General features: G+C 56.6%; 22 protein-coding genes and 2 tRNA genes. 21 read left to right on the forward strand and 3 right to left on the reverse strand.

Annotation, left to right across the window (positions count from 1 at the left end):
• From ACPT9Q_RS08885 to ACPT9Q_RS08950, 14 genes are all read left to right on the forward strand, one after another.
• A complete protein-coding gene (locus tag ACPT9Q_RS08885) occupies positions 1-483 on the forward strand; it encodes a CtsR family transcriptional regulator (protein ID WP_017872896.1) in 483 nt (160 codons plus the stop codon).
• The gene (locus tag ACPT9Q_RS08890; protein WP_017872895.1) at positions 484-963 is read left to right on the forward strand and encodes a hypothetical protein; all 480 of its coding nucleotides are present in this window, start codon (positions 484-486) and stop codon (positions 961-963) included.
• Complete coding sequence (locus tag ACPT9Q_RS08895; protein WP_017872894.1) at positions 960-1,940, forward strand: hypothetical protein; 981 nt, start codon at positions 960-962, stop codon at positions 1,938-1,940. Before ACPT9Q_RS08890 ends, ACPT9Q_RS08895 begins: the two co-directional genes overlap by 4 nt.
• Complete coding sequence (locus tag ACPT9Q_RS08900; protein WP_017872893.1) at positions 1,933-4,395, forward strand: AAA family ATPase; 2,463 nt, start codon at positions 1,933-1,935, stop codon at positions 4,393-4,395. The genes ACPT9Q_RS08895 and ACPT9Q_RS08900 overlap by 8 nt, the downstream gene beginning before the upstream one ends.
• A 2-nt stretch (positions 4,396-4,397) precedes the next feature.
• The gene (gene radA, locus ACPT9Q_RS08905; protein ID WP_017872892.1) at positions 4,398-5,753 is read left to right on the forward strand and encodes a DNA repair protein RadA; all 1,356 of its coding nucleotides are present in this window, start codon (positions 4,398-4,400) and stop codon (positions 5,751-5,753) included.
• 148 nt (positions 5,754-5,901) lie between these two features.
• Positions 5,902-6,936: a PIN domain-containing protein gene (locus ACPT9Q_RS08910; protein WP_017872891.1), complete on the forward strand. Its 1,035-nt coding sequence runs from the start codon at positions 5,902-5,904 to the stop codon at positions 6,934-6,936.
• Positions 6,933-7,658 carry a 2-C-methyl-D-erythritol 4-phosphate cytidylyltransferase gene (ispD, locus tag ACPT9Q_RS08915; RefSeq protein ID WP_026137258.1) on the forward strand — a complete coding sequence of 242 codons (726 nt, stop codon included), beginning with the start codon at positions 6,933-6,935 and terminating at the stop codon, positions 7,656-7,658. Before ACPT9Q_RS08910 ends, ispD begins: the two co-directional genes overlap by 4 nt.
• Entirely contained in the window at positions 7,640-8,128 is a 489-nt protein-coding gene (gene ispF / locus ACPT9Q_RS08920; RefSeq protein ID WP_427365607.1) for a 2-C-methyl-D-erythritol 2,4-cyclodiphosphate synthase, read from the forward strand. Before ispD ends, ispF begins: the two co-directional genes overlap by 19 nt.
• Positions 8,086-8,844, forward strand: coding sequence for a septal ring lytic transglycosylase RlpA family protein (locus ACPT9Q_RS08925; protein ID WP_017872888.1), 759 nt, complete (start codon positions 8,086-8,088; stop codon positions 8,842-8,844). The genes ispF and ACPT9Q_RS08925 overlap by 43 nt, the downstream gene beginning before the upstream one ends.
• Positions 8,841-10,304, forward strand: coding sequence for a glutamate--tRNA ligase (gltX, locus tag ACPT9Q_RS08930; protein ID WP_427365608.1), 1,464 nt, complete (start codon positions 8,841-8,843; stop codon positions 10,302-10,304). Before ACPT9Q_RS08925 ends, gltX begins: the two co-directional genes overlap by 4 nt.
• Positions 10,270-11,703, forward strand: coding sequence for a cysteine--tRNA ligase (gene cysS / locus ACPT9Q_RS08935; protein WP_017872886.1), 1,434 nt, complete (start codon positions 10,270-10,272; stop codon positions 11,701-11,703). The genes gltX and cysS overlap by 35 nt, the downstream gene beginning before the upstream one ends.
• A complete protein-coding gene (gene rlmB / locus ACPT9Q_RS08940) occupies positions 11,700-12,452 on the forward strand; it encodes a 23S rRNA (guanosine(2251)-2'-O)-methyltransferase RlmB (RefSeq protein WP_427365609.1) in 753 nt (250 codons plus the stop codon). Before cysS ends, rlmB begins: the two co-directional genes overlap by 4 nt.
• 50 nt (positions 12,453-12,502) lie before the next feature.
• Complete coding sequence (rlmD, locus tag ACPT9Q_RS08945; RefSeq protein ID WP_427365610.1) at positions 12,503-13,882, forward strand: 23S rRNA (uracil(1939)-C(5))-methyltransferase RlmD; 1,380 nt, start codon at positions 12,503-12,505, stop codon at positions 13,880-13,882.
• A 74-nt stretch (positions 13,883-13,956) separates the two neighbouring features.
• Complete coding sequence (locus tag ACPT9Q_RS08950; protein WP_427365611.1) at positions 13,957-15,183, forward strand: pyridoxal phosphate-dependent aminotransferase; 1,227 nt, start codon at positions 13,957-13,959, stop codon at positions 15,181-15,183.
• 75 nt (positions 15,184-15,258) lie between these two features.
• Here ACPT9Q_RS08950 and ACPT9Q_RS08955 read toward each other — a convergent pair whose 3' ends face one another.
• Positions 15,259-16,176: a DMT family transporter gene (locus ACPT9Q_RS08955; RefSeq protein WP_427365612.1), complete on the reverse strand. Its 918-nt coding sequence runs from the start codon at positions 16,174-16,176 to the stop codon at positions 15,259-15,261.
• 91 nt (positions 16,177-16,267) lie between these two features.
• On the opposite strand from ACPT9Q_RS08955, the gene ACPT9Q_RS08960 reads away from it, so the two are divergent.
• Positions 16,268-18,472 carry a methyl-accepting chemotaxis protein gene (locus ACPT9Q_RS08960; RefSeq protein ID WP_427365613.1) on the forward strand — a complete coding sequence of 735 codons (2,205 nt, stop codon included), beginning with the start codon at positions 16,268-16,270 and terminating at the stop codon, positions 18,470-18,472.
• Positions 18,473-18,763: 291 nt separating this feature from the next.
• Here the strand turns inward: ACPT9Q_RS08960 and ACPT9Q_RS08965 are convergent.
• Positions 18,764-18,839: transfer RNA gene (locus ACPT9Q_RS08965), tRNA-Lys, on the reverse strand.
• 141 nt (positions 18,840-18,980) lie between these two features.
• Between ACPT9Q_RS08965 and ACPT9Q_RS08970 the strand changes: the two genes are divergently transcribed.
• The 6 genes from ACPT9Q_RS08970 to ACPT9Q_RS08995 all read left to right on the forward strand — a co-directional run bounded on the left by ACPT9Q_RS08970 (position 18,981) and on the right by ACPT9Q_RS08995 (position 23,443).
• On the forward strand, positions 18,981-19,397 hold the full coding sequence (locus ACPT9Q_RS08970) for a hypothetical protein (protein ID WP_427365614.1): 417 nt from the start codon (positions 18,981-18,983) through the stop codon (positions 19,395-19,397).
• A gap of 51 nt (positions 19,398-19,448) precedes the next feature.
• Positions 19,449-19,534 (forward strand) — tRNA-Leu (locus ACPT9Q_RS08975).
• A gap of 216 nt (positions 19,535-19,750) precedes the next feature.
• Complete coding sequence (locus tag ACPT9Q_RS08980; protein ID WP_427366756.1) at positions 19,751-20,026, forward strand: 4Fe-4S dicluster domain-containing protein; 276 nt, start codon at positions 19,751-19,753, stop codon at positions 20,024-20,026.
• A gap of 193 nt (positions 20,027-20,219) precedes the next feature.
• On the forward strand, positions 20,220-21,404 hold the full coding sequence (locus tag ACPT9Q_RS08985) for an efflux RND transporter periplasmic adaptor subunit (RefSeq protein WP_427365615.1): 1,185 nt from the start codon (positions 20,220-20,222) through the stop codon (positions 21,402-21,404).
• A gap of 1 nt (position 21,405) precedes the next feature.
• Positions 21,406-22,629, forward strand: a complete 1,224-nt coding sequence (locus tag ACPT9Q_RS08990) for an ABC transporter permease (protein WP_427365616.1) — start codon at positions 21,406-21,408, stop codon at positions 22,627-22,629.
• On the forward strand, positions 22,622-23,443 hold the full coding sequence (locus tag ACPT9Q_RS08995; protein ID WP_427365617.1) for an ABC transporter ATP-binding protein: 822 nt from the start codon (positions 22,622-22,624) through the stop codon (positions 23,441-23,443). The genes ACPT9Q_RS08990 and ACPT9Q_RS08995 overlap by 8 nt, the downstream gene beginning before the upstream one ends.
• 500 nt (positions 23,444-23,943) lie before the next feature.
• On the opposite strand, the gene ACPT9Q_RS09000 is transcribed toward ACPT9Q_RS08995, so the two are convergent.
• A complete protein-coding gene (locus ACPT9Q_RS09000) occupies positions 23,944-24,081 on the reverse strand; it encodes a hypothetical protein (protein WP_017873833.1) in 138 nt (45 codons plus the stop codon).
• Position 24,082 lies beyond the last annotated feature (1 nt).

Genomic DNA, 24,082 nt, shown 5'->3' on the forward strand with positions numbered 1-24,082 from the left:
ATGTATTCCCTCTGTGACACTATAGAGCGATACATCATGCGCCTGATTGAAAGCTCTCCCGACCAGGTGGTTACCATCCAGCGGGGGAAGCTGGCCAGTGAGTTCGATTGTGCTCCGTCCCAGATCAACTACGTTCTTGCCACCCGTTTCAGCGTTTTTCGGGGCTTTATTGTGGAGAGCCGGCGAGGGGGTAGTGGCTACGTCCGGATCAGGAAAATTCCTATTGACCGGATTGAGCCAATTGTGGCCTATCTTGAAGAGTACGAGCGGCAGCTCAAAGAGAGCGACGTTGAGGACCTCCTGAGCTGGCTGGAGCGGGAGAATTTCATCACGCATCGTGAAGGTCAGCTCATGAAGGCGGCAATGATTAAGGCTTTGGAGAAAGTCGACGACCTTGGTATTCCTCCTGGGGCGGAGCGGAACCAGCTTCGCTCAAGGATATTGAAAGAAATGCTCCTGCAGATTCTGAGCTGGGGGAAGTAGATGAGGTGCGACTTTTGCGGACATCGTGAGGCAGCGGTTGTGGTGTACCTTGCCCAGGAACGAGCAGGATCAGGAGATAAGCTCTTTTTGTGTCGGAAGTGTGCCATGCGTGTGTCCGTTGCTCACCTTCTTGAAATGGGACTCCGGAGCGGTCGAATCCAGAAAGAAAGAACCCTGGGTCGTCAGAGAAAGCGCTGTCCTTTTTGCCTTTTGCCTTTGCGGGTGGTCCTTGAGCGCGGGTTTGTGGGGTGTCCCTACTGCTACAATGCCTTTTCCCGGGAAATAGAACGGTGGGCACGGGAAGAGCAGGCAGGGAATCACCACCGGGGCAGTATGCCCTGGCGCTTTGTCCGGAAGAAGAAGATTCAGGAGAGCCTCTCCCAGGCACTGCGAGATTTTGAGCGGTGTGTGGCTGAAGAGCGGTATGAGCAGGCCGAGCGTTTGAAGAAGCTCATTGAGAGGTTGCGGTCGCTCCTATGAGGACGTGCATTTGTCTTCCCTGGAAGAAAACCCTTCCTTCTCTCGGGGTGGTACGGGAAAAGACACAGATTGTCCTTGCCCGGAATCTCGAGGGCCTTCCCTTCCCATCGTCGCGCTTTTTCCGCCCCCTTTTCTCTGAGGAGGTTGAACGAAGGGTTGCAGGGGTCATCTGCGGAGAAGGTCGGGGGTTCGGGTTTCTCCGCAGACAGGATGAGGAGGGAACGGTTTCCTTCATTCGGGAGCGAAAGGGCCAGAAGTTTGGGGTGGTGCTCGGTAGCGGCGATCACCTGCGAATCTTTTCAGAAAGGATGGCCCCTCTGCGGCGTGCCGATTTCGAGGTGGTGCGGCGGTTTGACCGGTGGCTTGAGCGTTTCCTCGATTACGCCTTTGACCCTCAGTGGGGGTATCTCACAGCCTCTCCCCAGTGGATGGGAACGGGCCTCAAAATTTTCGTGTGGCTCCACCTCCCTGCCCTTTCCCTGGTGTACGGTGAGGACCAGGTCCTTCAGTGGTTCCGGGAGCGCCAGGAATTTATTGTCTCAGGGTATGGCGGAACGAGAGAACCTGTGGCACACGTTTTCGAAATCACGAACCGCTACACTCTGGGGGTGACGGAAGAGGAAATCTTCCGGGGAATGTCCTGGATTGAGCGAAAGGTGATTCAGTGGGAACGGAGCATCCGGGAAATCCTCCGGAATTCTGACCTTCACCGTAGGACTCTGCTTGAAAAGGTGCAGGAAGCGGGTAAAGACCTCGCTCGGGAGGACGATACAAAGGGGAAGAAGATACTGGACTTCCTGTCGTTGCTTTGTTTCGGGCAGGAGGAGGGAATATTTGCCCGGAGGCGGGGTTGTAATGGAATGAGCGTCGGGACATGGGTGGAAGAGCGGCTGAAAACCATTCCTCTGCGAGGGGTGTGTGGGGATATACTGGAATTTCTAGGGGTATCTTTGGGGAGGATACGAGACGATGTTTGAACGGTATACCGAGAGGGCGCGGAAGGTTATCATTCTGGCCCAGGATGAGGCAGTTCGCCTGAAGCACAATCACATCGGCACAGAACACCTCCTCCTCGGTCTTTTGCGAGAGCGGGAAGGCCTGGCAGCGAAAATCCTCGACAGTTTCGATATCACTCTGGAACTCGTTCGGAGTGAGCTTGAGCACATGGTGGATCGAACGGAGTACCAGGGCTCAAGAGAAGTTGCCTTCACTCCTCGGGCAAAGCGGGTTCTCGAGCTTGCCCTTGATGAGACGCGGCGTATGGGGCACAACTACGTGGGCACGGAGCACATCCTCCTTGGGATTCTCCGGGAAGGGGAGGGTGTTGGGGCCCAGATTCTCCGCCGTCTTGGTCTTGACCTTGAAATGGTACGGAACAGACTCTACGAGTTCCTCAACGAAAGCTCCTCCTCTCAGGAGAACTTTCCCGACTCACCCCCATCGCATCGGGAGAGTCGAACCCCTGTTCTTGATGAATTCAGCCGGGACCTGACCCAGCTGGCTTTGGAGAAGAAGCTCGATCCGGTCATCGGACGGGAAAAGGAGATCGAGCGGGTTATCCAGATTCTGAGCCGGAGGACGAAGAACAACCCTGTGCTCATTGGAGAACCCGGAGTAGGGAAGACCGCCATTGTGGAAGGGCTGGCGCAGAAGATTGTCAGGGGTGAGGTTCCCGAAATCCTCAAAGGGAAACGGGTGGTGAGCCTTGACCTTGCCGCGGTGGTTGCCGGAACCAAGTACCGCGGAGAGTTTGAGAAGCGTCTGAAGAAAATCATCTCGGAAATCGTCCAGACCAAGGAAGTCATCCTCTTCATCGATGAGGTACACACCCTGGTAGGGGCTGGAGCAGCGGAAGGGGCCATTGACGCAGCCAATATCCTGAAACCTGCCCTTGCCCGGGGAGAGCTCCAGGCTATCGGAGCAACAACCATCACCGAGTACCGGAAGTACATCGAGAAGGACTCGGCACTTGAGCGCCGGTTCCAGCCTGTGTACGTTGATGAACCCTCGGTGGAAGTCACCATTGCGATTCTCCGGGGCATCCGGGAAAGGTATGAGGAGCACCACAAGGTGCGCATCACCGATGAAGCCCTGGAGGCAGCGGCAAAGCTTTCTCAGCGGTACATTTCGGACCGGTACCTTCCGGACAAAGCAATCGACGTCATGGATGAGGCGGCAAGCCGGGTGCGATTGCGGGCCACAGTGCTCCCCCCAGAGCTCAAGGAGCTCGAAGCGCGGATTGAAGAGGTTCGTCGCCAGAAAGAGCGGGCGGTTCGGAATCAGGATTTTGAGGAGGCTGCCCGTTACCGGGATGAGGAGGAGCGCCTGAAACGGAAGTACCGGGAGAGTAAAGAGGCCTGGCTGCGAGAAGTGGACGCCACAAGGCCGCTTGTTACCGAGGAGGATGTTGCCACGGTGGTCTCGAACTGGACCGGGATACCGGTTTCACGTCTTGCCACGGAGGAAAAGGAGCGGCTCGTTCACATGGAGGAGGAGATCCACAAGCGCATTGTGGGTCAGGAAGAGGCAGTTAAGGCAGTGTGCCGGGCCATTCGCCGTTCCCGAGCTGGGTTGAAGGACCCGCGCCGTCCCATTGGCTCGTTCATCTTCCTTGGTCCTTCGGGCGTTGGCAAGACAGAGCTTGCCAAGGCGCTTGCGGAGTTTCTCTTCGGCAGAGAAGACGCTCTCATCACCCTGGACATGTCCGAGTACATGGAGAAATTCACGGTTTCTCGCCTTGTCGGCTCACCCCCGGGGTATGTGGGGTATGAGGAGGGTGGACAGCTCACCGAGAAGGTACGGAGACGGCCGTACTCTGTTGTCCTCTTCGATGAGATTGAAAAGGCGAATCCCGAAATCTTCAACATTCTCCTCCAGATTATGGAAGAGGGCCGGCTCACTGATGCCCAGGGGAGGATTGTGGATTTCAAGAACACCATCATCATCATGACCTCAAACCTTGGCGCGCGGATGATTGCCTCCCAGGGAAGCATTGGTTTTGGGGATAAGAAAGAAGAGGGGCTCTCGTACCAGGAGATCAGGCAGCGGGTTATGGAAGAAGTCAAGCGGGTCTTTACTCCGGAATTCCTGAACCGTGTTGATGAGATTATCGTCTTCCGCCCGCTGAAGCAGAAGGAGATCGAGCAGATTGTGGAGCTCCTCATGAAGGAAACGAGGAACCGCCTGAAGGAGCACGGAATGGACATTGAGCTTACCCCGGAGGCTCGTGCCTTCATTGCGCGGGAAGGGTACGACCCGAACTTTGGAGCCCGTCCGCTCCGCCGGGCCATTCAGCGACTTGTGGAGGATCCACTCTCGGAACTCATTCTGAGCGGGGCCTTTAAGGAAGGCGACCGCATCGTCGTGACGCTTGAGGATGGGAAGATTTCCTTCACGAAGTTCGCACCCCTTGAGCTGTCTCTGCAGGCCTGACGATGAGGTATCTCTGCAGTGAATGCGGGTATTCCACCCCCAACTGGATGGGGCGCTGTCCCCAGTGTGGAGGGTGGAATACTTTTTTTGAGGAGAAAACGGAGCGAAAACCCAAAAAATCACTATCCCCTCCGGGGGTCACCCCTGTGCGCCTCTCTGAGGTGGACGAGGCGGACCTCCGGGAGTACCGTCGTTTCTCTTCTGGTATTGGGGAAGTCGACCGGGTCCTTGGAGGGGGAGTGGTGGAAGGGTCACTCATTCTCCTCAGTGGAGACCCGGGTATTGGGAAATCTACTCTCCTTCTTGAGATCGCCGAAAACGTCGCCCGGGCGGGCAAAACGGTGCTCTATGTCTCCAGTGAGGAGTCCCTTGCCCAGGTCTACCTGAGGGTGAACCGCCTTGGTTTCTCTAAAACACCCTACCTTTTCCTCCTCTCCTCTGATGTTTTTGAAGACATCCTCAGCGCCATCGATACCCTCTCTCCCCACCTTGTGATTGTTGATTCTATTCAGAACCTCTCTCGAAAGGAGAGCGATTTCCTCCCCGGGAGCGTGGCGATGTTGCGGGAACTGAGCACCCAGTTCATGGGAATCGCCAAAAAGCGTGGCATCGCCTGCATCCTTGTAGGCCATGTCACCAAGGAGGGTGTGGTTGCCGGGCCGAAGACTCTGGAGCACCTTGTGGATGTGGTGCTGTACCTTGAGGGGGACCCCAACCGTCCGCTGCGGATGCTCCGGGGAATGAAGAACCGTTTTGGGTCTACCCAGGAAGTGGGGCTTCTTGAGCTTGGGGAGGAGGGATTTGTGGAGGTGAGCGATCCCTCTCTGTATTTCCTCCTCGATGGTGAGGGGTCTTGCCCTGGAGTGGCCCGAACGGTTCTTGCAGAGGGGAAGAGGGCCATGGTGGTGGAGATTCAATCTCTCGTCCACCCAAGCTCTTTTGATTTTCCTCGGCGGGTGAGCCTCGGCATTGACCTCAACCGGCTGCACCTCCTCCTTGCGGTAGTGGAGAAGAACACAAGAATACGCTTTTCCCGACACGACGTTTATGTGAGTATCGCCGGGGGCATCCGCACTCTCGAGACGGGTCTTGATCTTGCCCTGTGTGTCAGCCTCGTTTCCTCCCGCCTGGAGAGAGAGGTCCGCAAGGATACCGTGTTCTGCGGTGAAGTTGGCCTTGGCGGTGAGGTGCGGTCAGTCCCTCTCCTTGAGCAGCGCCTTCAGGAGGCACTCCGGGTGGGCATACGCCGGGCTGTCCTGGCGCGGGGACAGAAAGTCCCGCCCCGCCTTGCAGGTATTGAGTGCGCCTTCTGTGGTCACATCCTTGAACTCTTCGAAAAGGAAGGACTCAGACTGTAATCGGTATCCCCCTTTGTGCCCTCTCTGGTGCTTAAGACCCTTGCTTCCTGGGGAAAATTGGTATAATGGAGGAAGGAGCGTCTTTTTTCGGAGGTTTTCGTGATGCTGGGATGTGGGTTTTTCAAGAAGCGGGGTGGAGGTGTTGGGTATGGGGAAGGCGGTTTCCCTGGTGTTCTGTGCCTTGCTGGCAGGATGTGTCTTTATGCTTTCCTTCTTTCTTGCTCTGTGGTCTTCTCGTCTGTGGAATACGCTCTTTGCTCTTTTTGCTGCTTTAGGGGTGATGGTGGTCAGCATGCGGTTTGTGAAACCCCTGGAAAAGGCCTTCGCTGTGGTGGGAGGGGTGCTGTCCCGGACTTCGGCGGTCGACATCCTCGTTGGTCTTGGAGGGCTCATTGTCGGACTGGTTATTGGAGTACTCCTCACCTATCCGATATCCTTTTTGCCCTTTAAGAATGCGGCACTGCCGCTTGTGGTGACCATTATCTGTGGGGCTCTTGGTCTTGCGATTTTTCTCTTGCGAAAGGACGACATAGTGTCCCTCCTCACCGGTCTTCCCCGGGTGCGGTTTCTGCGGGGTCAGGGAGCGACGGGGAAAATCCTGGACACCAGTGCCATTGTGGATGGGCGAATTGCGGATATCTGCAGGACGGGCTTTCTTGAGGGGGAACTCCTGATCCCTCGCTTTGTGCTCCGGGAACTCCAGCAGGTTGCGGATTCCCAGGACCCTCTCAAGCGGAACCGTGGCCGGCGTGGTCTTGACATCCTGAATAGAATGAGAAAGGAAAAGAAGGTCAACATCCGCATCATCGATCGGGATTTCCCCGATATCCGGGATGTGGATGCCAAACTCATTAAGCTGGCGAAAATCATGGGGGCACGGGTCATCACCAACGATTTCAACCTGAACAAAATTGCCGAGCTCGAAGGCGTGGAAGTCCTCAACATTAACGAGCTCTCCAACGCCCTGAAGCCCTATGTGCTTCCAGGTGAAGAACTCCGGGTCCAGATTATTCGAGAGGGGAAAGAGGCGGACCAGGGTGTGGGCTACCTTGACGATGGGACGATGGTGGTGGTGGAGGAGGGGAAAAGGTACATCAATTCCACCGTGGATACGGTTGTCACCAGTGTCCTGCAGACTCCTGCGGGACGGATGATTTTCGCCCGCCTGAAAACGAAAGGGTGAGGCCTCTGGGTTCGTCATTTTTCGCCGTGGTAGTGGCAGCAGGAGTTGGAGAGCGAATGAACGCTGCTTTGCCCAAGCAGTATCTTCCGCTTCTTGGGAAGCCAGTTCTGGCACATACCCTTGAGGCTTTTGAGCGGTTTGAGCCCGTTGCCGAGGTTACTGTGGTCATTCATCCCCTGCATGAGAGACTCTTTAAGCGGGAGATCCTCGAGAGATACCATTTTCGCAAGGTCAGGCAGTACGTGTTCGGTGGTACCACACGTCAGGACTCAGTGTACGAGGGAGTGAAGGTATACCGGGACCATCCTGAAGATTTCGTCCTCATCCACGATGGAGTACGGCCGCTGGTGGGGGAAGAGGTTCTGTGGCGGTGTGTGGAGGGGTTGAGGAAACACGAGGCTGTGTGCGTGGCCATTCCTTCTGTGGATACCCTGAAGCTCTCCCTCGATGGACAGACAGTACAGAAAACCCTGGACCGCAGGACTGTATGGCGAGCCCAGACGCCTCAGGCGTTTCGTGTGGGCCTTATCCTTCAGGCCTTTGAGCAGGCCAGGAAAGAGGGTTTTCAGGGGACCGATGACGCCTCGCTTGTGGAACGTCTTGGGGTTCCGGTATACCTTGTCCTGGGGTCGGAGGAGAACCTGAAAATCACCACTCCCCAGGACTTTCTCCTGGCTGAGGAGATGCTCCGCTTCAGAGTGCGATGGTCCCATACCGGGTAGGCCTGGGATACGATATCCATCCTCTGGTTGAGGGGCGCAGGCTCGTTCTTGGGGGTGTACTCATCCCCTTTGAGCGGGGACTTCTGGGCCATTCCGATGGAGATGTGGTGTGTCATGCGCTTATGGACAGTCTCCTTGGGGCCTGTGGTCTTGGGGACATAGGGGAGTTTTTCCCGCCTCAGGATCCGAAATGGCTGAATGCGGAGAGCATCAGGCTCCTTGAGGATGTGGTGGCACGGGTTCGGGAAAAAGGGTGGGACATCGGGAACGTGGATGTCATGCTTGTTGCCGAAAAACCCAGAATTGCTCCCTTTGTGGCCCGCATCCGGGAAAACCTTGCCCGGATTCTGGGTGTGCCTAAAGAGCGGATTGGTTTCAAGGTCACGACCAACGAGGGCCTCGGGAGCATTGGAAGGGGTGAAGGAATGTGCTGTTTTGCCGTCAGTCTCCTGGTGCAAGGGAAACCGTAGGAATTCTGCTTCTTGTGGTGTTTGGGGTTTTTGTGGCAGCACCGACTGTGCAGGCGCAACCGAAGCTCTCTCTTGTGGAGGAACGGGGCGTTTTCGTCATCCTCGCTGATGGACGGGTGCTTTTGCGTGTTCGCTTTCGCGGGTCTTATGCTTCCTGTGAAGAGCGGGCAAAGGCCATCCTCAAGCGGCTCCAGGAGGTGTTCGCCGCTTCATGGAAAAGTCCTCCCACTTTTCGTATTGTGCGGGAGAAAAGCGGGGCTTTCAGTGCGTTCTGCGGTGGGAAAAGGCTCTTTTCTGTTTTTCGAGAAGATGCTCGCGCTAACTCTTCCAACCTGCTGGACCTTGCCATCCTGTGGTTGAACGAAGTCCAGATGGCCTTTTACGGGGTATCCGAGGGAACGTGCGAGGTAGAGAAGGTGTTCACCGGTCTTGCCTCTTTTTATCATTCGAAATTCGATAGGCGAAAGACCTCCTCAGGTGAGACCTACAGCTCATACGCCTTCACCGCAGCGCACCGCACCCTTCCCCTGGGGAGTGTGCTCCTTGTGACCAATCCCAGAAACGGGAAGCGTGTGGTAGTGAAGGTCAACGATCGTGGTCCCTGGCGGAAGAACCGGGTGGTGGATCTCTCCCTTGTTGCGGCAAAAGCCTTGGGGATTGAAGAGACAGGGGTGGACAATGTCCGTATCGAGGTGATTCGGTGGAAGAAAAGGTGAGGACCCGCTTCGCGCCAAGCCCCACGGGATTTTTACACCTTGGGGGAGCACGCACAGCGCTCTTCAACTGGGCCTTTGCCCGGAAAGCGAAGGGAACGTTTGTGCTCCGGATTGAGGACACTGACCCCCTTCGCTCGCGGGAAGAATTCGTTCAGGCCATATGTGGGGATCTGGCCTGGCTTGGGGTGGATTGGGACGAGGGTCCCGACAGGGGAGGGCCCTTTGGACCTTACCGTCAATCGGAGCGAGGGGCAATTTATGAAGAGTTCCTGAGGAGGCTCCAGAGAGAAGGGTATGTCTACCCCTGTTACTGCACCGCTGAAGAACTGGAGAGGGAACGAGAAGAGGCCCTTGAGGAAGGTCGACCACCCCGGTATTCCCGCCGTTGCCTCTTCCTCACCCCAGAGGAACGGAGGGTTCTCGAGAAGGAGGGGCGGAAGCCTTCATGGCGTTTTCGCGTTCCTCCGGGGAGAACAGTCACCGTCGAGGACCTGGTGCGAGGACAGGTCAGCTTCACCACCGATACGCTCACCGACTTCGTTCTCGTGAGATCAGACGGTCTTCCCACGTACAACTTCGCCTGTGTGGTGGACGATGCACTCATGCGTATCACCCATGTTCTTCGGGGGGAAGAGCACCTTCCCAATACGCCCTACCAGGTGCTCCTGTACGAGGCTTTGGGCTTTCCCCCTCCCCTTTTCGCCCATGTTCCCGTCATTCTCTCCCCGAATGGGACAAAGCTGAGCAAGAGACACGGAGATACAAGCCTTCGCTTTTTCCGGGAAGAGGGTTTCCTCAAAGAAGCGCTCCTCAATTACCTCCTGACCCTTGGACACTCCTTCCCCGGGGGTAAAGAGATTCTCCCTCAGGAAGAACTCGTTTCGCTTTTTGACCTTAAAAGAATAAGCAAAAGCAATGCGGTTTTTGACATCGCAAGGCTTACCTGGATGAACCGGATGTATCTGCGGGAACTCCCCCTGGAAGTTCTGAGGGAACGGGTACAGGCCTTTGCAGGGGCAACGTGGGAGGTGTGGGAGAAAATCCTTGGAGAGGAACGCCTCCTCAGACTCCTTGCGCTTTTTCAGGAGGAATCCTCGACCCTGAAAGACCTTGTGTCCTCTCTTTCCCTTGCCCTTGGGGAGACGAAGACCCTGGCAGGAGAAAACGAAACCCTCCTTCCCGCGCTTTCTCTGGCACTTTCCAGGATTCCTGAGGACACCTTTGAGGACGAGACACGCCTTCAGGAGGAACTCCGTAGGGCGCAGAAAGCAAGCGGCATTCCTCCCCGGATGTTTTACCGTACTTTGCGGGTTCTCCTTATAGGGCGGGAGGAAGGGCCAGAGCTCCACCGCCTCCTCTGGGCTCTGGGGAAAAGGAGGGTGCTGGAGAGCCTTGAGAAATTCACCCAAAGAGCAGGGAGTGGCCATGGAGATTCGACTATTCAATACCCTGACCCTTGAGAAAGACGTCTTCGTTCCGGTTGAGCAGAGGAAAGTCCGTTTCTACGTGTGTGGTCCGACAGTGTACGACCTCATCCACATCGGGAACGCCCGGGTTTTCGTGCTCTTTGACGCCCTCCGGAGGTTCCTGGAACAGGTGGGCTATGAGGTGCTTTTTGTGCAGAACTTCACCGACATTGATGACAAGATTATCCGGAAAGCTCAGGAACTTGGGAAAGACCCAAAAGAGGTGGCCGAGCAGTACATCGCAGAGTACTGGCGTGACGCCGAAACACTGGGAGTACGGCGGGCAACGGTGCACCCCAGGGCCACGGACCACATTCCCGAAATCATTGCCCTTATCAGGAAACTTGAAGAAAAGGGCTTCACCTATGTGGTCGACGGGGATGTCCTCTTTGACGTTTCTCGCTTTCCCCACTACGGGAAGCTCTCCCGGAAACGCATTGAGGAACTCCAGGAAGGTGCCCGGGTGGAGGCCCGGTACGCCAAGCGGAACCCGGCAGACTTCGTGCTCTGGAAGAGCGCAAAACCCGGTGAGCCCTTCTGGGAAAGCCCCTGGGGAAAGGGTCGCCCTGGCTGGCACATTGAGTGTTCGGCAATGGCCATGAAGTACCTCGGGGAGACGCTGGACATTCACGCCGGAGGAGTGGACCTTATCTTCCCGCACCATGAGAACGAGATTGCCCAGAGCGAAGCGGCCACAGGAAAGCCCTTCGTCCGGTATTTCCTCCACAACGGGTACGTCAACATTAACGCCGAAAAAATGTCCAAATCCCTGGGGAACATCATCACGGTACGGGAGCTCACAAAAAGGTACAACCCCAAAGCTCTGCGCCTTGCGCTCTTTGGCACCCACTATCGCAACCCCATCAATATCGACGAAGCGCTTCTTGAGTCGTCTGCACAGTTTCTGGAGCGGATGAAGAACTTCCTGAGGAATTTCGCCTTCATCCGGCGTAAGATTCAGGAGAACCCGCGGTGGCAGGCCGAAAGAGAAGCTGACATCGTTGGGGAAGTTGAGAGATTCTCCTCGCTTTTTTTCAGGGCGCTGGCTGATGACTTCAATACGCCCCAGGCTCTGGGGATTTTAGGAGATTTCATGCGCTTTGGCAACCAGTACCTTCTCCCGGCACGGGGGCGATGGAGCGAGAAAGTCCTCGGAGCAATGGCTGCTTTTCTTGATGCTGTGGAGGACATTCTCGGCATTGTTCCCTGGGAGGAGGTGGGGGCTGAGGATCGGGAGGTCCAGGAACTTGTGGAGGAGCGCGAGAGGGCCCGGAGAGCGAGAAACTGGGCCCAGGCCGATGCCCTGCGGGAGCGCATTAAGGCTTTGGGGTATGTGGTTGAAGATACTCCTCTTGGGGCCCGCTGGTACAGGCAGGAGGAAAAAGGAACATGACGGAGTACATTTACGGACGGCATCCGGTCTTTGAGGCCCTTCGGGCCCGGCGCCGGGTGTTCGAGAAGCTTTTGCTTGCGAGGAACACCCAGGGGGATCTTGTGCGGCGCATTGAAAGCCTTGCCGCAAGCCTTGGGGTTCCTGTGGAACGGGTGGAACACAAGGTCCTGGAGGACCTCGTGGGGAGGAATGCCGTCCATCAGGGAGTTGTTCTCCTCTGTGGGGAGAAAAAAGGCCTTTCCTGGAAAGACCTTCTTGGGAGCACCCGGAACCGGCGGGATGCCCTGGTGCTTTTTGTCGACCGGGTGGAGGACCCGAGAAACCTTGGAGCCATCATCCGGACGGCTGCCTTTTTCGGTGTTGATGGGGTTGTGGTGAGCAAAGCCCGTTCAGCGCCGCTTGATGCTCAAGCGGTGAAGGCTGCCGCAGGGGGCCTGGAGGTTGCGGAAGTCATCCAGGTGAACAACTTCACAGAAATTGTGCGTGCTTTTCGGGAAGAGGGCTTTATCATCGTGGGTCTTGAGATGGATGGGGAGCAGTGCATCTGGGATATCGACCCTGGCCCCTTTCCAGTTGGCCTTGTGGTGGGTGGGGAGCATGAGGGTATCCGGAGGATTGTTCGTTCCCTCTGCGATTACACGGTGCAGATTCCCGGAAAGGGACCAGTTTCTTCCCTCAACGTTTCTGTAGCCACAGGCATTGCGCTCTACGAGGTGATTCGGCGGAGAAACCGCTCTGGGACGTCTTGAGAATATACCGGAAAGACACAGGATTGGCTGAGTGAGGAGGCTTCGGTGTGGTGAAGGAGCTCAGTGTACGGAAGGGCGATGTTTTCGAGGGTGAGGTACTTGATTTTGCACTCCCGGAATGCCAGGGAGTTCTGAAGAGAAACGGCTTTGTGGTCTTTGTCCCTCGTGTTCTTGAGGGCGAATTCTGCCGGGTGGAAGTCGAAAAGGTCAGGCGAAACTTCGCCACGGGAAAGGCCCTTGAGGTGCTCAGGGCTTCCCCTGCCCGTGTTGCTCCTCTTTGTCCGCATTTCCTTGAAGGGTGTGGGGGATGCCAGCTGCAGTTTGTCCAGTACGAGGAGCAGGTTCGCTTGAAAAGAAAGCACGCCCTGAATATCCTCGAACGCATTGGGGGAGTTGCTCCGGGAAAAATTCACTGTGAGGAGTTTGTTCTCTCCCCCCGGGCTTTTGAGTATCGAAACAAAATGGAATTCACTTTTGGGGAGAAAGATGGCAGGCTTGTACTCGGCCTTCGTCCGGCCAACCGTTTCTGGGACGTTGTGGATCTTACGACGTGTCTCCTTATGAGGCGGGACCTTGTGGAGAAACTCCTTGAGTTCACCAGGGAATACGGGAGGAAGCACCGGATCCCCGGGTACGACCCGGTGCAGAAGACGGGGGTTTTGCGGAACCTCCTTGTGCGGTACAGTCCCACAACCGGTGAACTCCTTGTGGGTCTTGCCACAAGGAGCTTTGACCTCCCGGAAAAGGCATTCCTCGTGGAGACGCTCCGGGAGATGTTCCCGGAACTGCGAGGGGTTGTGCATATCGTCAACAATTCCCCGGCCAGCGCGCTGATTTTTGAAGAGAAACACGTCCTCTGGGGAGAACCTTACTTTTTTGAAAACATTGGCCACTTGAGCTTCCGGGTCTCCATTGAGAGTTTCTTCCAGGTGAATTCTCTGCTTTGCGAAGCGCTGTACGCCAAGGTTCGGGAATACGTCCTTGCCGATGGTCCGGTGGCGACTGCCCTTGACCTCTACTGTGGAGGAGGGGGTATTGGCCTTTTTGTGGCCGATGCAGTGGAGAAGGTCGTGGGAGTGGAAGAGAACCCAAAAGCTGTGGAAGACGCCTTTGAGAATGCAAGAAGAAACGGCCGGACGAACTTCACCTGTATCCTGGGGAGAGTGGAAAAACTCCTCGCTTCCTCACGCTTCCGCGTGGATGTGGTCATTGTGGATCCTCCCCGGGCGGGTCTTGACAAGAAAGTCGTTCAGCGGGTATCTTCCCTTGCTCCAAAAAAGGTGGTCTATGTGTCCTGCAACATCGGAACCTTTGCCCGGGACGTGGCTCTTTTCAGAGACCGGGGGTATGACCTTATGAAGCTGGCGTTCTTTGACCTCTTCCCCCAGACGCCGTATTTTGAGACGGTTGCGCTTCTTGTCCAGAGGTGAGAAAAATCGCCGCAAGGTCTTGCAAAAGCCCTTAAGGCCCAGTAAAGTATTGCCAACAGGGCAGGTGAAGGGGTATGAGAATCGCAGAGGGTATGAAGAAAGTCGCCAATCTCAAAGCTTGCGTGGCGGATCGGGTTTGCCGACTCCGGGGGGAGGGAGCTTTCGAGGTTCTGGCGCTCGTGAAGCGGCTTGAGAAACAGGGGAAGGACATCATTCATCTTGAAATCGGGGAACCGGACTTCGACACCCCGGAGAACGTGAAAGAACGGGCGATTCAGGCCATCCGCGAGGGACACACGTACTACGTCCCTTCTGCCGGGATAGACGAGCTCAGGGAAGCGGTCTGTGTGTACATGAAAAGGAGCCGGGGTATTGATGTTTCCCCGGAAGAAGTTATCATCACCCCCGGGGCAAAACCGGTGATTTTCCTGAGCTTCCTTTTGCTCCTTGAAGAGGGTGACGAGGTCATCTATCCGGACCCGGGTTTCCCTGCCTACCGTTCGATCATTGATTTCGTGGGCGCAAAGGCCGTTCCGCTTCGTCTCCGGGAGGAGAACGACTTCCGGGTGGATGTTGAGGAGCTCCGGCGCCTGGTCACTCCCAGGACGAAAATGATCGTTCTGAACTCTCCCGGGAATCCTACGGGGTCGGTTCTGACCCGTGAGGACATGGCGGAAATCGCCCGTATCGCTGAGGAGGAAGACCTTCTCATTTTCACCGACGAGGTTTACAGCGAAATCATCTATGATGAGCCCCATGTGAGCATCCTCCAGTTTCCCGGAATGAAAGAGCGCACTATTCTCCTTGACGCCTTCTCGAAGACCTTTGCCATGACCGGATGGCGCCTGGGGTACGCCGTTCTTCCCAGAGAACTCGCTCCTCTTCTTGCGCTCCTTGTGACGAACTCGAACTCCTGTACCTGCACCTTCACCCAGATGGCGGGGGTGGAAGCACTCCTCAACGGCGAAGACGCCGTCCGGAAGATGGTTGCCGAGTTCCGCCGCCGCAGAGATTTCCTTGTGGAGCGCATGCAAGAAATCGAGGGTTTGACCTTTGTGAAACCCCGGGGTGCCTTTTACATTTTCCCGAACATCACCTCCTTTGGGCTTTCCTCCCAGGAGATGATGCGCTATCTCCTCGAGGAGGCCGGGGTTGCTACAGTGCCAGGGACGGCTTTTGGAGATTACGGGGAAGGGTATATTCGGATTTCGTTCTCCAATTCCCTTGAGAACCTTGCGAAAGCCATGGACCGGATTGAGGAGGCTCTGAAAAAGCTCAGACGGGGAGGAAAAAGGGCATGAAGATCGTGCTTTCGGAATTCAAGCGAAAAGGAAGCCCTCTGAGTCGGGCGGAGGAGCAAGCGCTTTTGCAGAAAATCATCGACCTTCTCTGTCTTGAGGGTCTTGAGTTTGAGCTAAAAGTCGAGGAGATGGAACACCAGGACTGAGGCGCAGCTGCGTGGTGAGGATGCCAAGAAGGATAAGGCTGCATCCGATAATACCCCGCCCTGTGAGGCGTTCCCCAAAAAGAAGGTACGAGAAGAGTGCGGCGAAGACCGGCTCGGCAACGAACACGATCCCTGCGTGGGTTGCAGAAGTATAGCGCTGGGCGACCTTCTGCACGGTGAAGGCGATTCCCGTTGCCACAACGCCGAGGAACACGATGCTCCCCCAGGCGAAAAGCCCCTGGGGGAGCATGTGTTCTTCCCCGGAGAGAACCCCGGAAAGCGCGCTGAAGAGCGCCACCGCCCCCATTTCGACGGTCGCCAGGGCAAAGGCGTCGTTACCTTTTGCGAACCGCTCAACGAGGACAATCTGCAGCGCATAGGCTACTGCTCCGAGGAAAGTCAGGAAGTCTCCCACAGAAAGTGATGTCTCCTCTCCGTTCCCACTGGTCAAAAGGAAAAGCCCAAAAAGCGCAAGGGCAATGCTTACAGGAAGCGTCTTCTCCGGCCGTGTCCGGAGGATCACGAGGGCAAAAATCGGCACGATGAGCGTGCAGAACCCGGTGATGAACGCCGAGCGCGCCGGGGTGACGTAGAGAAGCCCCAGGGTCTGGAAAAGGTACCCCAGAAAGAGCGCTCCCCCAAGGAGCGTCCCCGCAAAAAGCACCCTGAAAGTCCGCGGTCGGGAAAAGACAAGAAGCACCCCAAAAGCCACAAGGAACCTCCACAAAAGTATGGCCAGGGGAGGGGTACTCGCAAGGAGGTGCTTCACGGTCACAAACGTTCCTCCCCAGATGACGGTTACCCCAAGGAGGGCGAAATCGGCAAGAAGGGTTTTTCGCTCAATCATGGCGGTATTGTAGCACAGGGAAGGCTAAAGGTTTCGGGGGAAGTGACGATAGTAGATAAGGGAAAAAGTATGCAGAAAGGGGAGATTGCTTATGCCGGAAGGGAAAGCACGTCTTGCCTTTGGTGTGCGGGGAAGGCTCCTTGCGTTCTTCCTCCTTGTGTCCCTTGCCCCCCTTGCTGTCCTCACATGGCTCAGCACCACACGTTTTGAAGACACCCTCATGGAGCGGGAGCTTGAGAGTGCCGAAGTCATCGCCGGGAGGGTCGCCGAGGAGCTCGCCTCAACCCTCTCGAGGAATATCGAGTACGCCCTTTTCCTTGCAGAAGACCGCACGCTCACTTCCCCGGAGGTTCCCCCTGAGGAGAAGTCCCGGGTCCTTGCTGCATTCGTGAAGGATCACCCCCTTACGCTTTCTGCATCTTTGACAGACGCTTCGGGCATCCAGATTGCCGACTCCGGTAAAGCGGTGGGTGAGGACAAAAGCGACCTTGAGTGGTTCCAGGTCCCCAAAGCAACGGGGAAACCGTACCTGAGCGATATCTACATCTCCCGGGATCTTGGGGTGTACGTCGTGAACGTGGCCGCTCCCGTGTACGATGAGAACGGGGCGTTCATTGGTGTCGTCACCCTGCGCCTTGATGCCGCGAAAATCAGCGAAGAGATCTCCCATGGTGTTCGCCTTGCCCGGACCGGGTACCCGTATGTGTACTGTGCGAAGCACAAAGACATCGTTGCCCACCCCGATAAGTCCCTTATCGGGAAGACCCTTGAGGAACTCGGCCTTGGGTTCCTCAACGAGCCCCTGCAGGAAGAAAGAGGGACCGTACGATACATCTTCCGGGATGTGGAGCAATTTGGGGTCTTCGCCAAAGTCGAGCCCTACCGGTACTTTTCGGGGGACAACTGGAAGGACTGGCGGGTTGTGGGCGTGTTCCCCGTTCAGGAAATCCTTGCCCCCGTCCGGGCACAGATACGGTTTGCCCTCCTCCTTCTTGCCGTTGTGGGTGTTGCCGTGGCGCTCTTCTCTTTCTTTTTGAGCGGAGGCTTTGTGGCCCCCGTGAAGCGCATGGTGGTGCACCTTGAGCGCCTTGCCCAGGGAGACCTCACCGCTTCAGTCGAGGAAGCGCACCTGCGCCGCAGAGACGAGTTTGGGGTGATGGCCCGGGCGCTTGCCGGGATGGTCAAGCGGTGGCGGAGTGTCGTCGGCACCGTGGTGAACCATGCCACAACCCTTGCCGCCTCAAGCGAAGAACTCACTTCCTCAGTGAGTGAGGTCTCCCGGGCAACCCAGGAGATTACGAAAACCATTGCCCAGGTTGCTGATGGAGCAAACCGCCAGGGAGAGGAGCTCCAGAAGCTCAACGAACGGGTCCATGAGGTGAGTGATGAGGCGAAGAACATCGAGGAACTCTCGAAGAAGAACCTCAACCTCCTTGAGGTGACGCTCAGAGAAAGGATTGGGAGAAACGCCGAAGCCCTTGATGAGGTGACGAAGAACATCGAGGAGGCGGTGCGTGAGGGTGGAAGCGTTGCCGATGAGGCAGAGAAGGGCCGGGGGGCCTTGAACCTCCTTGTGGAGAACATCGAACGCATTGCCCGGATCTCCCAGGAGGTGGGCCAGAGCATCGCCAAGCTCGAGGGCCGCTCTCAGGAGATTGGACGGATTGTGGACGTCATCACCGGGATTGCGGAACAGACGAACCTCCTCGCCCTCAATGCCGCCATTGAGGCTGCAAGAGCCGGAGAGGCAGGAAGAGGCTTTGCGGTGGTGGCCGAAGAGGTGCGGAAACTCGCCGAAAGCTCGGCTCAGGCTGCCCAGCAGATTGCCCAGCTCATCGCCGAAATCCAGAAGGACACCCAGGATGCCGTGCACCGCATGGACCGGACAAGCGCTGAGGTGGCAGAGGGTGTCTCCCAGGCCCAGAACGTGGTCCGGGGGCTCCAGAACATCATCGACGCCATCGGAAAGGTCCGGGAGGCCATTGCCCGGATCAGCGCCTCTCGGGATGTCCTTGAGGAGACCCGGAGGGACATGGAGGGGGTGCAGCACGAGGCCATCCGCTTCTCCGGGGACATTGCCAGGGCTGTGGCATCGATCACCGAGAACATCGCCGCCATTGCCGAGCAGGTGGCCGCTCTTGCTGCCATTGCTGAGGAGAACGCTGCTTCAAGCGAAGAGGTCTCCGCATCCACCGAGGAGCAGAGCGCTTCCCTTGAGGAGATCGCTTCTTCCGTCGAGACCCTGAGCAAAATCGCCCAGGAACTCCAGGAGGTGGTGGCCGTATTCCGGGTGTGAAGGAAGGGACCAGAAAGCCCCGGGGGGTCCCCCGGGGCTTTTTCATTCTGCCCCTTATCTGATGGCTCAGAAACTTGCCTCTGGCGAAAATCTCAGGGTGGTTCAGGAACTCCTGGGGCATGCCTCGATTTCTTTGACCCCTGACACCTACAAGATCCTGCGGGCCTCAAAGAGCGGGCAGTGGAGAGGCTTCGTAGGTTTCTCTCCTTGAGCCGCCATGAAAACTGAGTGGTGTTGCTGTCAAAGTGGGATTTTGCGGAATGGGCAGGTGGCTGGAAGCCTTGAAAAATCTGGTGAGCCGTGCAGGAATCGAACCTGCGACACCCGGATTAAAAGTCCGGTGCTCTACCTGCTGAGCTAACGGCCCACCGGACAGGGTAAATATACTATGAGGAGCAGAGGATGTCAAGGGTTGCCGGATTCTCCGCTTGAGAACCATTTCCTGTACCCTGGGCTTGGGGTATAATTCAGGCGGAGTCAAAAGCTTCGTTTGAGGAGGGGATAGGGAATGCGAAAGGTGCTTTTTGTCTTTGCGCTTTCCTGGATTGTACTCTTTTGCCTTCTTGGAGTGTACCTTGGAGTTGGTCTTGCCGCTTACCTTGGAGAAGCCCGGGCTGCCCTTGAAGCTCAGGAATTCTCTCGATTCCTCGAAATCCAGGCCGCCTGGAAACAGAAAACCTCAGCCCATGCCCATGCCCTTTGCCTTTCTTTTCTTACGCTCTTTCTCGCTCTCCTTATGCCCCATATGGCCCTTTCGGGGAGAGTAAGGGTTATTCTTGGGGTGTTCCTCATTGTTGGTACGGCTCTTGCGAGCATTTTCGGCTGGATCGGCTTTCCTCCGGTGATGGCCGCAGGAGACGTTCTTGTCATCCTGGCTACTCTTCTTGCCCTCTGGGGGATTCTTCGCGCAAAGGTTGAGGGGTAGAGGTTGCAGTTGACGCTCAGCGGGAAGAGACCCTATAATTTTTCTGCCTCTGCGAGAGTGGCGGAACGGAAGACGCGCTGGACTTAGGATCCAGTGGGTGAAAGCCCGTGCGGGTTCAACTCCCGCCTCTCGCACCAGATGTGGTTTTTGCCTCTTGTGCCGGAGGGTTTCTTGTCTCTGGGCGAAACTCCTTCTTGAGCGCAGCGTATCGCCCCACCTGAACCTCCGCAAGTGACATCACAAAGCAGAGTGTTTTGAGTTTAGCCACACCGGGAGTATCGTGTGTTGACAAAGAAGGAATTTTGAACTACAATGCTTAAAATGGATTCCCTGGAGGTGGAACGGTGGAAAACATGAAAATTGAGGCCGAGCTGGCCCACGCTTTCGGACGGACCTTCGTCAAAGGGAACATCCCCGAAATCCATCCTATTCGTTGCATGGGTTGCGCTCACTGTGTTTCGCTTTGCAAGAAACTGGGACCCAACGTGCTGGAGATTCAGGGCGGAGTGGCGAAAGTCGTCCGTCCTGAGAACTGCATCGGTGACGGGGCTTGTATGATGGCCTGCCCCACCAAAGCCATCTTCCTTATGAGCCGTTACGATCCTGCCAACCCGCCACAGGCTGTGTGATCCTCTCTGCAGAAGGGTGGTTGTACCACCCTTCTGCAGGGTACTCCACCGTTTCTTTCCGGACACCTCGACCTCTTCAAGTCTTCACAATCCCCACTGTAGCGGTGTTCCTTTATACCGGGAAATGAAGGCGCCTGTATTGCTGTTACAAGACCAAAACTACCGTTTCCAGAACACACGGAGAGGTTGAGTAATGAAAAGAAGACTCTGGCAATTTTTTGTCCCCGTTGTCCTTTTCGGTGCTTTCCTCCTGTACCGCAATTTCGCCCCGCAGAAAACGGAGTACTTTGTGCTTGAACCCCGGAACCTCTTTGAAACCCTGGTGGCTGCCGGTCGTATCGAGTTCTCCCGGGAACTCGTCCTGTCCTTCCCGGTGTCGGGAATCCTGCAGCAAGCACCTATCCAGGAAGGAGAAAGGGTCCAGAGAGGAGAACTCCTTGCCGCCCTTGAGGATTCCCTGGAGCAGAACCGTCTGGAGCTCGCCCGAACGGAACTGGCCCTCTCGGAGATCAACCTTAGACGGATCGAGGCGTACCAGCGGAAACTGGCCGAAGAAGAACACCGCCGGGCAACCATCAACCTCCAGGCGGCGCTTGAGCAGTACCGGAAGGCCCAGTTCCTCTTTCGCCAGGGGAGTATCCCGGAAGAGGAACTGAAAAAGGCCGAAAGGGACTGGGAGACCGCCCTGTCTTTGGAGCGTACCACCCGGCTGAACCTCATGGGTGTTCAGGAAGACGGCCCCGTTTTTCTCGAGGCTAAGGCACAGGTCGAGAGGGCCCGGCTTGAGCTTCTTCAGGCTGAAATCGATGCCCGGAGGCGCCTGCTCTATGCCCCCGCCAATGGAGTTATCGTTGACTTTCCGAAAAACCCCGGGGAATTCGTTCAGGCGGGAGAGACCGTCGTGGTGCTGGGGGAGAACCCCTTCCAGGTGGTGATCCGCGTCGATGAGCGGCAGTACAGGAAAATCCGACCGGGTATGAAAGCCCTGGTGCGGGAACAGGCTGACCCTCAGGGAGAAGTTCTCGTCGCTTCCATTACCGGGATTGCCCCGGCCATCGATACCGCCCAGGGTACGGTGGAAGTCACTCTGCTCTTTGACGCACCCCTCACCGGCGTAAAACCGAACGCGGCGGTCAACGTGGAAATCATCCTCCGGGAAGAAGAAGGAGTCCTGGCCTTCCCGAAGCGGTACCTTGCAGATAAGGACACCGTGTGGGTTGAAAAAGAGGGAAAGGCGTATCCTGTGCGCCTCTTGCATTTCACGCCTTTTGAAGAGTGGATACAGACCACCGATCTTCCCTCCGGAACCGTTCTCCTTTCCCCGAAGGGTCTTCGAGAGGGGAAGCGTGTGGTTCCTGGCGAAAGGAGCACCGAGTGATATGTTGCGCTTTGCCCTCCTTATGGCCTGGCGTTTTTTGGTAACCTCCCGTTCTCAGACCTTTCTCATCATCCTCGGCATCACCGTGGGGGTGGCCATCCAGCTTTTCCTCTCTTCCCTGATAGCCGGGCTTCAGGCCAATCTCATTGACCAGACCGTCGGCGATGCTCCCCACATCCTCATCGTCCCGGAAAATCGGACACCGACTTCGTTTCTCCGTTCTTCGGGGAATCTGGTTGCTGACCGTCTGGCCGGCCCGGTGAAAGAGGAGGCGAAGATTCTCTCCTGGCAGCGTATTGAAAGGCGACTCCTTGCTCGCCCTGACCTTCGGGCTGTTTCTCCTCTTGTTGAAGGTCCCGGGGTGGTCCGTAGAGGCGAGCTGACAAAAAGCGTGCTCCTTAAAGGAATTGTCCTCGAAAGAGCAGACCGCATTTATGAGCTTCGGGAACGCACGATTCGGGGAATCCCCCAGACCGGCGGTAGCGGGGTTCTTGTAGGGAAGGTCCTTGCTGAAGATTTGCAGCTTGAGGTAGGGGACAGCATCACGATCACCACTCCTTCGGGGAGAACCGGAACGTTCACCGTAAACGGCGTTTTTGACCTGAGGAGTAAAGCCATCAACGCCTCCTGGATCTTCCTGGACCTCACCCCGGCCCAGACGCTCCTTGACCTGGAAGGCGCCATATCGGCCATAGAAATCCAGATTGACCAGGTGTTCCAGTCCGAGCGCATCGCCGAAGAGCTCAGAAAGGTTTTCCCCGAATACCCCATTGAAACCTGGCAAACCCGAAACCAGCAGCTCCTCAGTGCTCTACGAAGCCAGAGCTTTTCTTCTTACCTCATTCAGTTCTTCGTGCTCCTTGCGGTGACCCTGGGGATTGCCAGTGTCCTTGTGGTCTCGGTCACCCAGCGTATCCGGGAAATCGGTATCCTCAAAGCCATGGGCACGACCGATACCGGGGTGAGCCTCGTGTTCTTCGCCCAGGGAGCTATCCTGGGGTCTTTTGGTTCGCTCTCGGGAGCTCTTGTTGGGTTTTTCCTCATTCGCCTTTTCCAGCAGGCAGCAAGATCCAGCGGTGGTGCCATTTCCTTCTCCATTACCGTGCAACCTGCGACACTTCTGGCCATTGTCGTGATTTCCACCGTGGCAAGTCTCCTTGCGGCTGTCTCTCCGGCCCGGCAGGCCAGGAAACTCGTTCCTATCGAGGTGATTCGCAATGGATGAGCCGGTGCTCGTTGCGCTGCAGAAGGTCAATAAGGTCTATGGAGTAGCGGTGAAGTACCAGGTCCTTTTTGACATCACCATGACCGTTCCCCGGGGGCAGTTTCTGGCGCTCATCGGGCCATCGGGGTCAGGAAAAACGACACTCCTCAATATCATTGGAGCCCTCGACCGCCCAACAAGCGGTCACGTGCTCATCGAAGGGCAGGACCTTGGAAAGCTCTCTGACGAGGCGCTGGCAAGCTTTCGGAACAGGTTCCTGGGGTTCATCTTCCAGTTCCACTACCTTCTTCCAGAGTTCAACGCCTTAGAAAACGTCCTCATCCCCTACTGGATTGGTTCCGGAAAACCCGGCAAAGAGGTCACAGAGAAAGCCATGTACCTTCTGGAGCGGGTGGGCCTGAAAGACGCCGCAAGGAAGCGCATCACCCTGCTTTCTGGAGGTCAGCAGCAACGTGTGGCCATTGCCCGGGCCCTCCTCAACGACCCCCAGCTCATCCTCGCCGATGAGCCCACCGGGGCCCTTGATACGAAAACCGGGGAGCAGGTGCTGGAACTTCTGGATGAAATTCGGCGACAATCGAACACCACGATGATTATGGTGACCCACAACCGGGATGTGGCGCTGAAGGCCGACCGGATTATCGAGCTCATCGACGGCAAACTCTGTAAGGAGGTCTATCCCCGGGAAATTGGCCTCAAGGAGGCCATGGAAATCCTGGAATCTCATGCCTGCAATCTCGACGACGTGGACGAGAAGTCCGCAAAGGTAACGCAACCAGGTTCTGTGAAATCCCTGCCCTTTGGGAATCCGTAAGAAAAGCCGCAAATCTTGCAGGGCGTCCTGGGAGTGCAGTGTGGATTCGACAGGAACGAAGCCATTGGAATGCTTCTTACTCCCGAGAACTTGATGCCACCTCAAGTCGGCGCCACCTGTGCCTTCCAGAAACACCATGGGGAGGGCAGGAGGAAAGGGACGCAAGGCCACGTTCGTGACCGAATCGGAAGGGGCCTGGAGGGTCGTGGGGAGGGGCTCTTGAGCACCCACCTTCAGGGTGCTGAGCTACCGCTCTTGAAGTCTGGGAAGGTCCTGGCCAGAAAGGCGCCAGGAGCGTTCCTCAGCACAGAGTATTTCTGTCGTTCTTGGGGTCATCAATGTGCACGTCTTTTGAGGTGCAGTGCCCGTTGCCGGTCGCTTCTTTCCTACCGGTGTTTTGAAGCTCCACCGCGACAAAAAACGGTACGGGTCCTGCTCACAGGTTGCGGCCAGTTCGTGGTAGCTGGCTGGGTGATCGGGCGTTCCTTGCAACGTTTTCCTCATGCTTTCCTGGAACGAGCAAGAAGGATGGCCTCGAGTTCTTCAGGGGGCATGGGCCGGTAGTAGTAGTACCCCTGGATTTCCTCGCAGCCCTGCTCAATGAGGAACCTGAGCTTCGTTTTCTCATCCTTCGACAAC

Source organism: Candidatus Caldatribacterium saccharofermentans (assembly GCF_050267035.1).
Classification (GTDB): Bacteria; Atribacterota; Atribacteria; order Atribacterales; family Caldatribacteriaceae; genus Caldatribacterium; species Caldatribacterium saccharofermentans.

Coding starts and splice junctions, on each gene's coding strand:
- radA (WP_017872892.1), top strand. CDS start 4,398: ATGAGGTATCTCTGCAGTGAATGCGGGTATTCCACCCCCAACTGGATG.
- ACPT9Q_RS08890 (WP_017872895.1), top strand. CDS start 484: ATGAGGTGCGACTTTTGCGGACATCGTGAGGCAGCGGTTGTGGTGTAC.
- ACPT9Q_RS08950 (WP_427365611.1), top strand. CDS start 13,957: ATGAGAATCGCAGAGGGTATGAAGAAAGTCGCCAATCTCAAAGCTTGC.
- ACPT9Q_RS08895 (WP_017872894.1), top strand. CDS start 960: ATGAGGACGTGCATTTGTCTTCCCTGGAAGAAAACCCTTCCTTCTCTC.
- ACPT9Q_RS08885 (WP_017872896.1), top strand. CDS start 1: ATGTATTCCCTCTGTGACACTATAGAGCGATACATCATGCGCCTGATT.
- ACPT9Q_RS08910 (WP_017872891.1), top strand. CDS start 5,902: ATGGGGAAGGCGGTTTCCCTGGTGTTCTGTGCCTTGCTGGCAGGATGT.
- ACPT9Q_RS08980 (WP_427366756.1), top strand. CDS start 19,751: ATGAAAATTGAGGCCGAGCTGGCCCACGCTTTCGGACGGACCTTCGTC.
- ACPT9Q_RS08900 (WP_017872893.1), top strand. CDS start 1,933: ATGTTTGAACGGTATACCGAGAGGGCGCGGAAGGTTATCATTCTGGCC.
- cysS (WP_017872886.1), top strand. CDS start 10,270: ATGGAGATTCGACTATTCAATACCCTGACCCTTGAGAAAGACGTCTTC.
- ACPT9Q_RS08955 (WP_427365612.1), bottom strand. CDS start 16,176: ATGATTGAGCGAAAAACCCTTCTTGCCGATTTCGCCCTCCTTGGGGTA.
- ACPT9Q_RS08990 (WP_427365616.1), top strand. CDS start 21,406: ATGTTGCGCTTTGCCCTCCTTATGGCCTGGCGTTTTTTGGTAACCTCC.
- ispF (WP_427365607.1), top strand. CDS start 7,640: ATGGTCCCATACCGGGTAGGCCTGGGATACGATATCCATCCTCTGGTT.
- ACPT9Q_RS08995 (WP_427365617.1), top strand. CDS start 22,622: ATGGATGAGCCGGTGCTCGTTGCGCTGCAGAAGGTCAATAAGGTCTAT.
- ACPT9Q_RS08985 (WP_427365615.1), top strand. CDS start 20,220: ATGAAAAGAAGACTCTGGCAATTTTTTGTCCCCGTTGTCCTTTTCGGT.
- rlmB (WP_427365609.1), top strand. CDS start 11,700: ATGACGGAGTACATTTACGGACGGCATCCGGTCTTTGAGGCCCTTCGG.
- ACPT9Q_RS08970 (WP_427365614.1), top strand. CDS start 18,981: ATGCGAAAGGTGCTTTTTGTCTTTGCGCTTTCCTGGATTGTACTCTTT.
- ACPT9Q_RS08960 (WP_427365613.1), top strand. CDS start 16,268: ATGCCGGAAGGGAAAGCACGTCTTGCCTTTGGTGTGCGGGGAAGGCTC.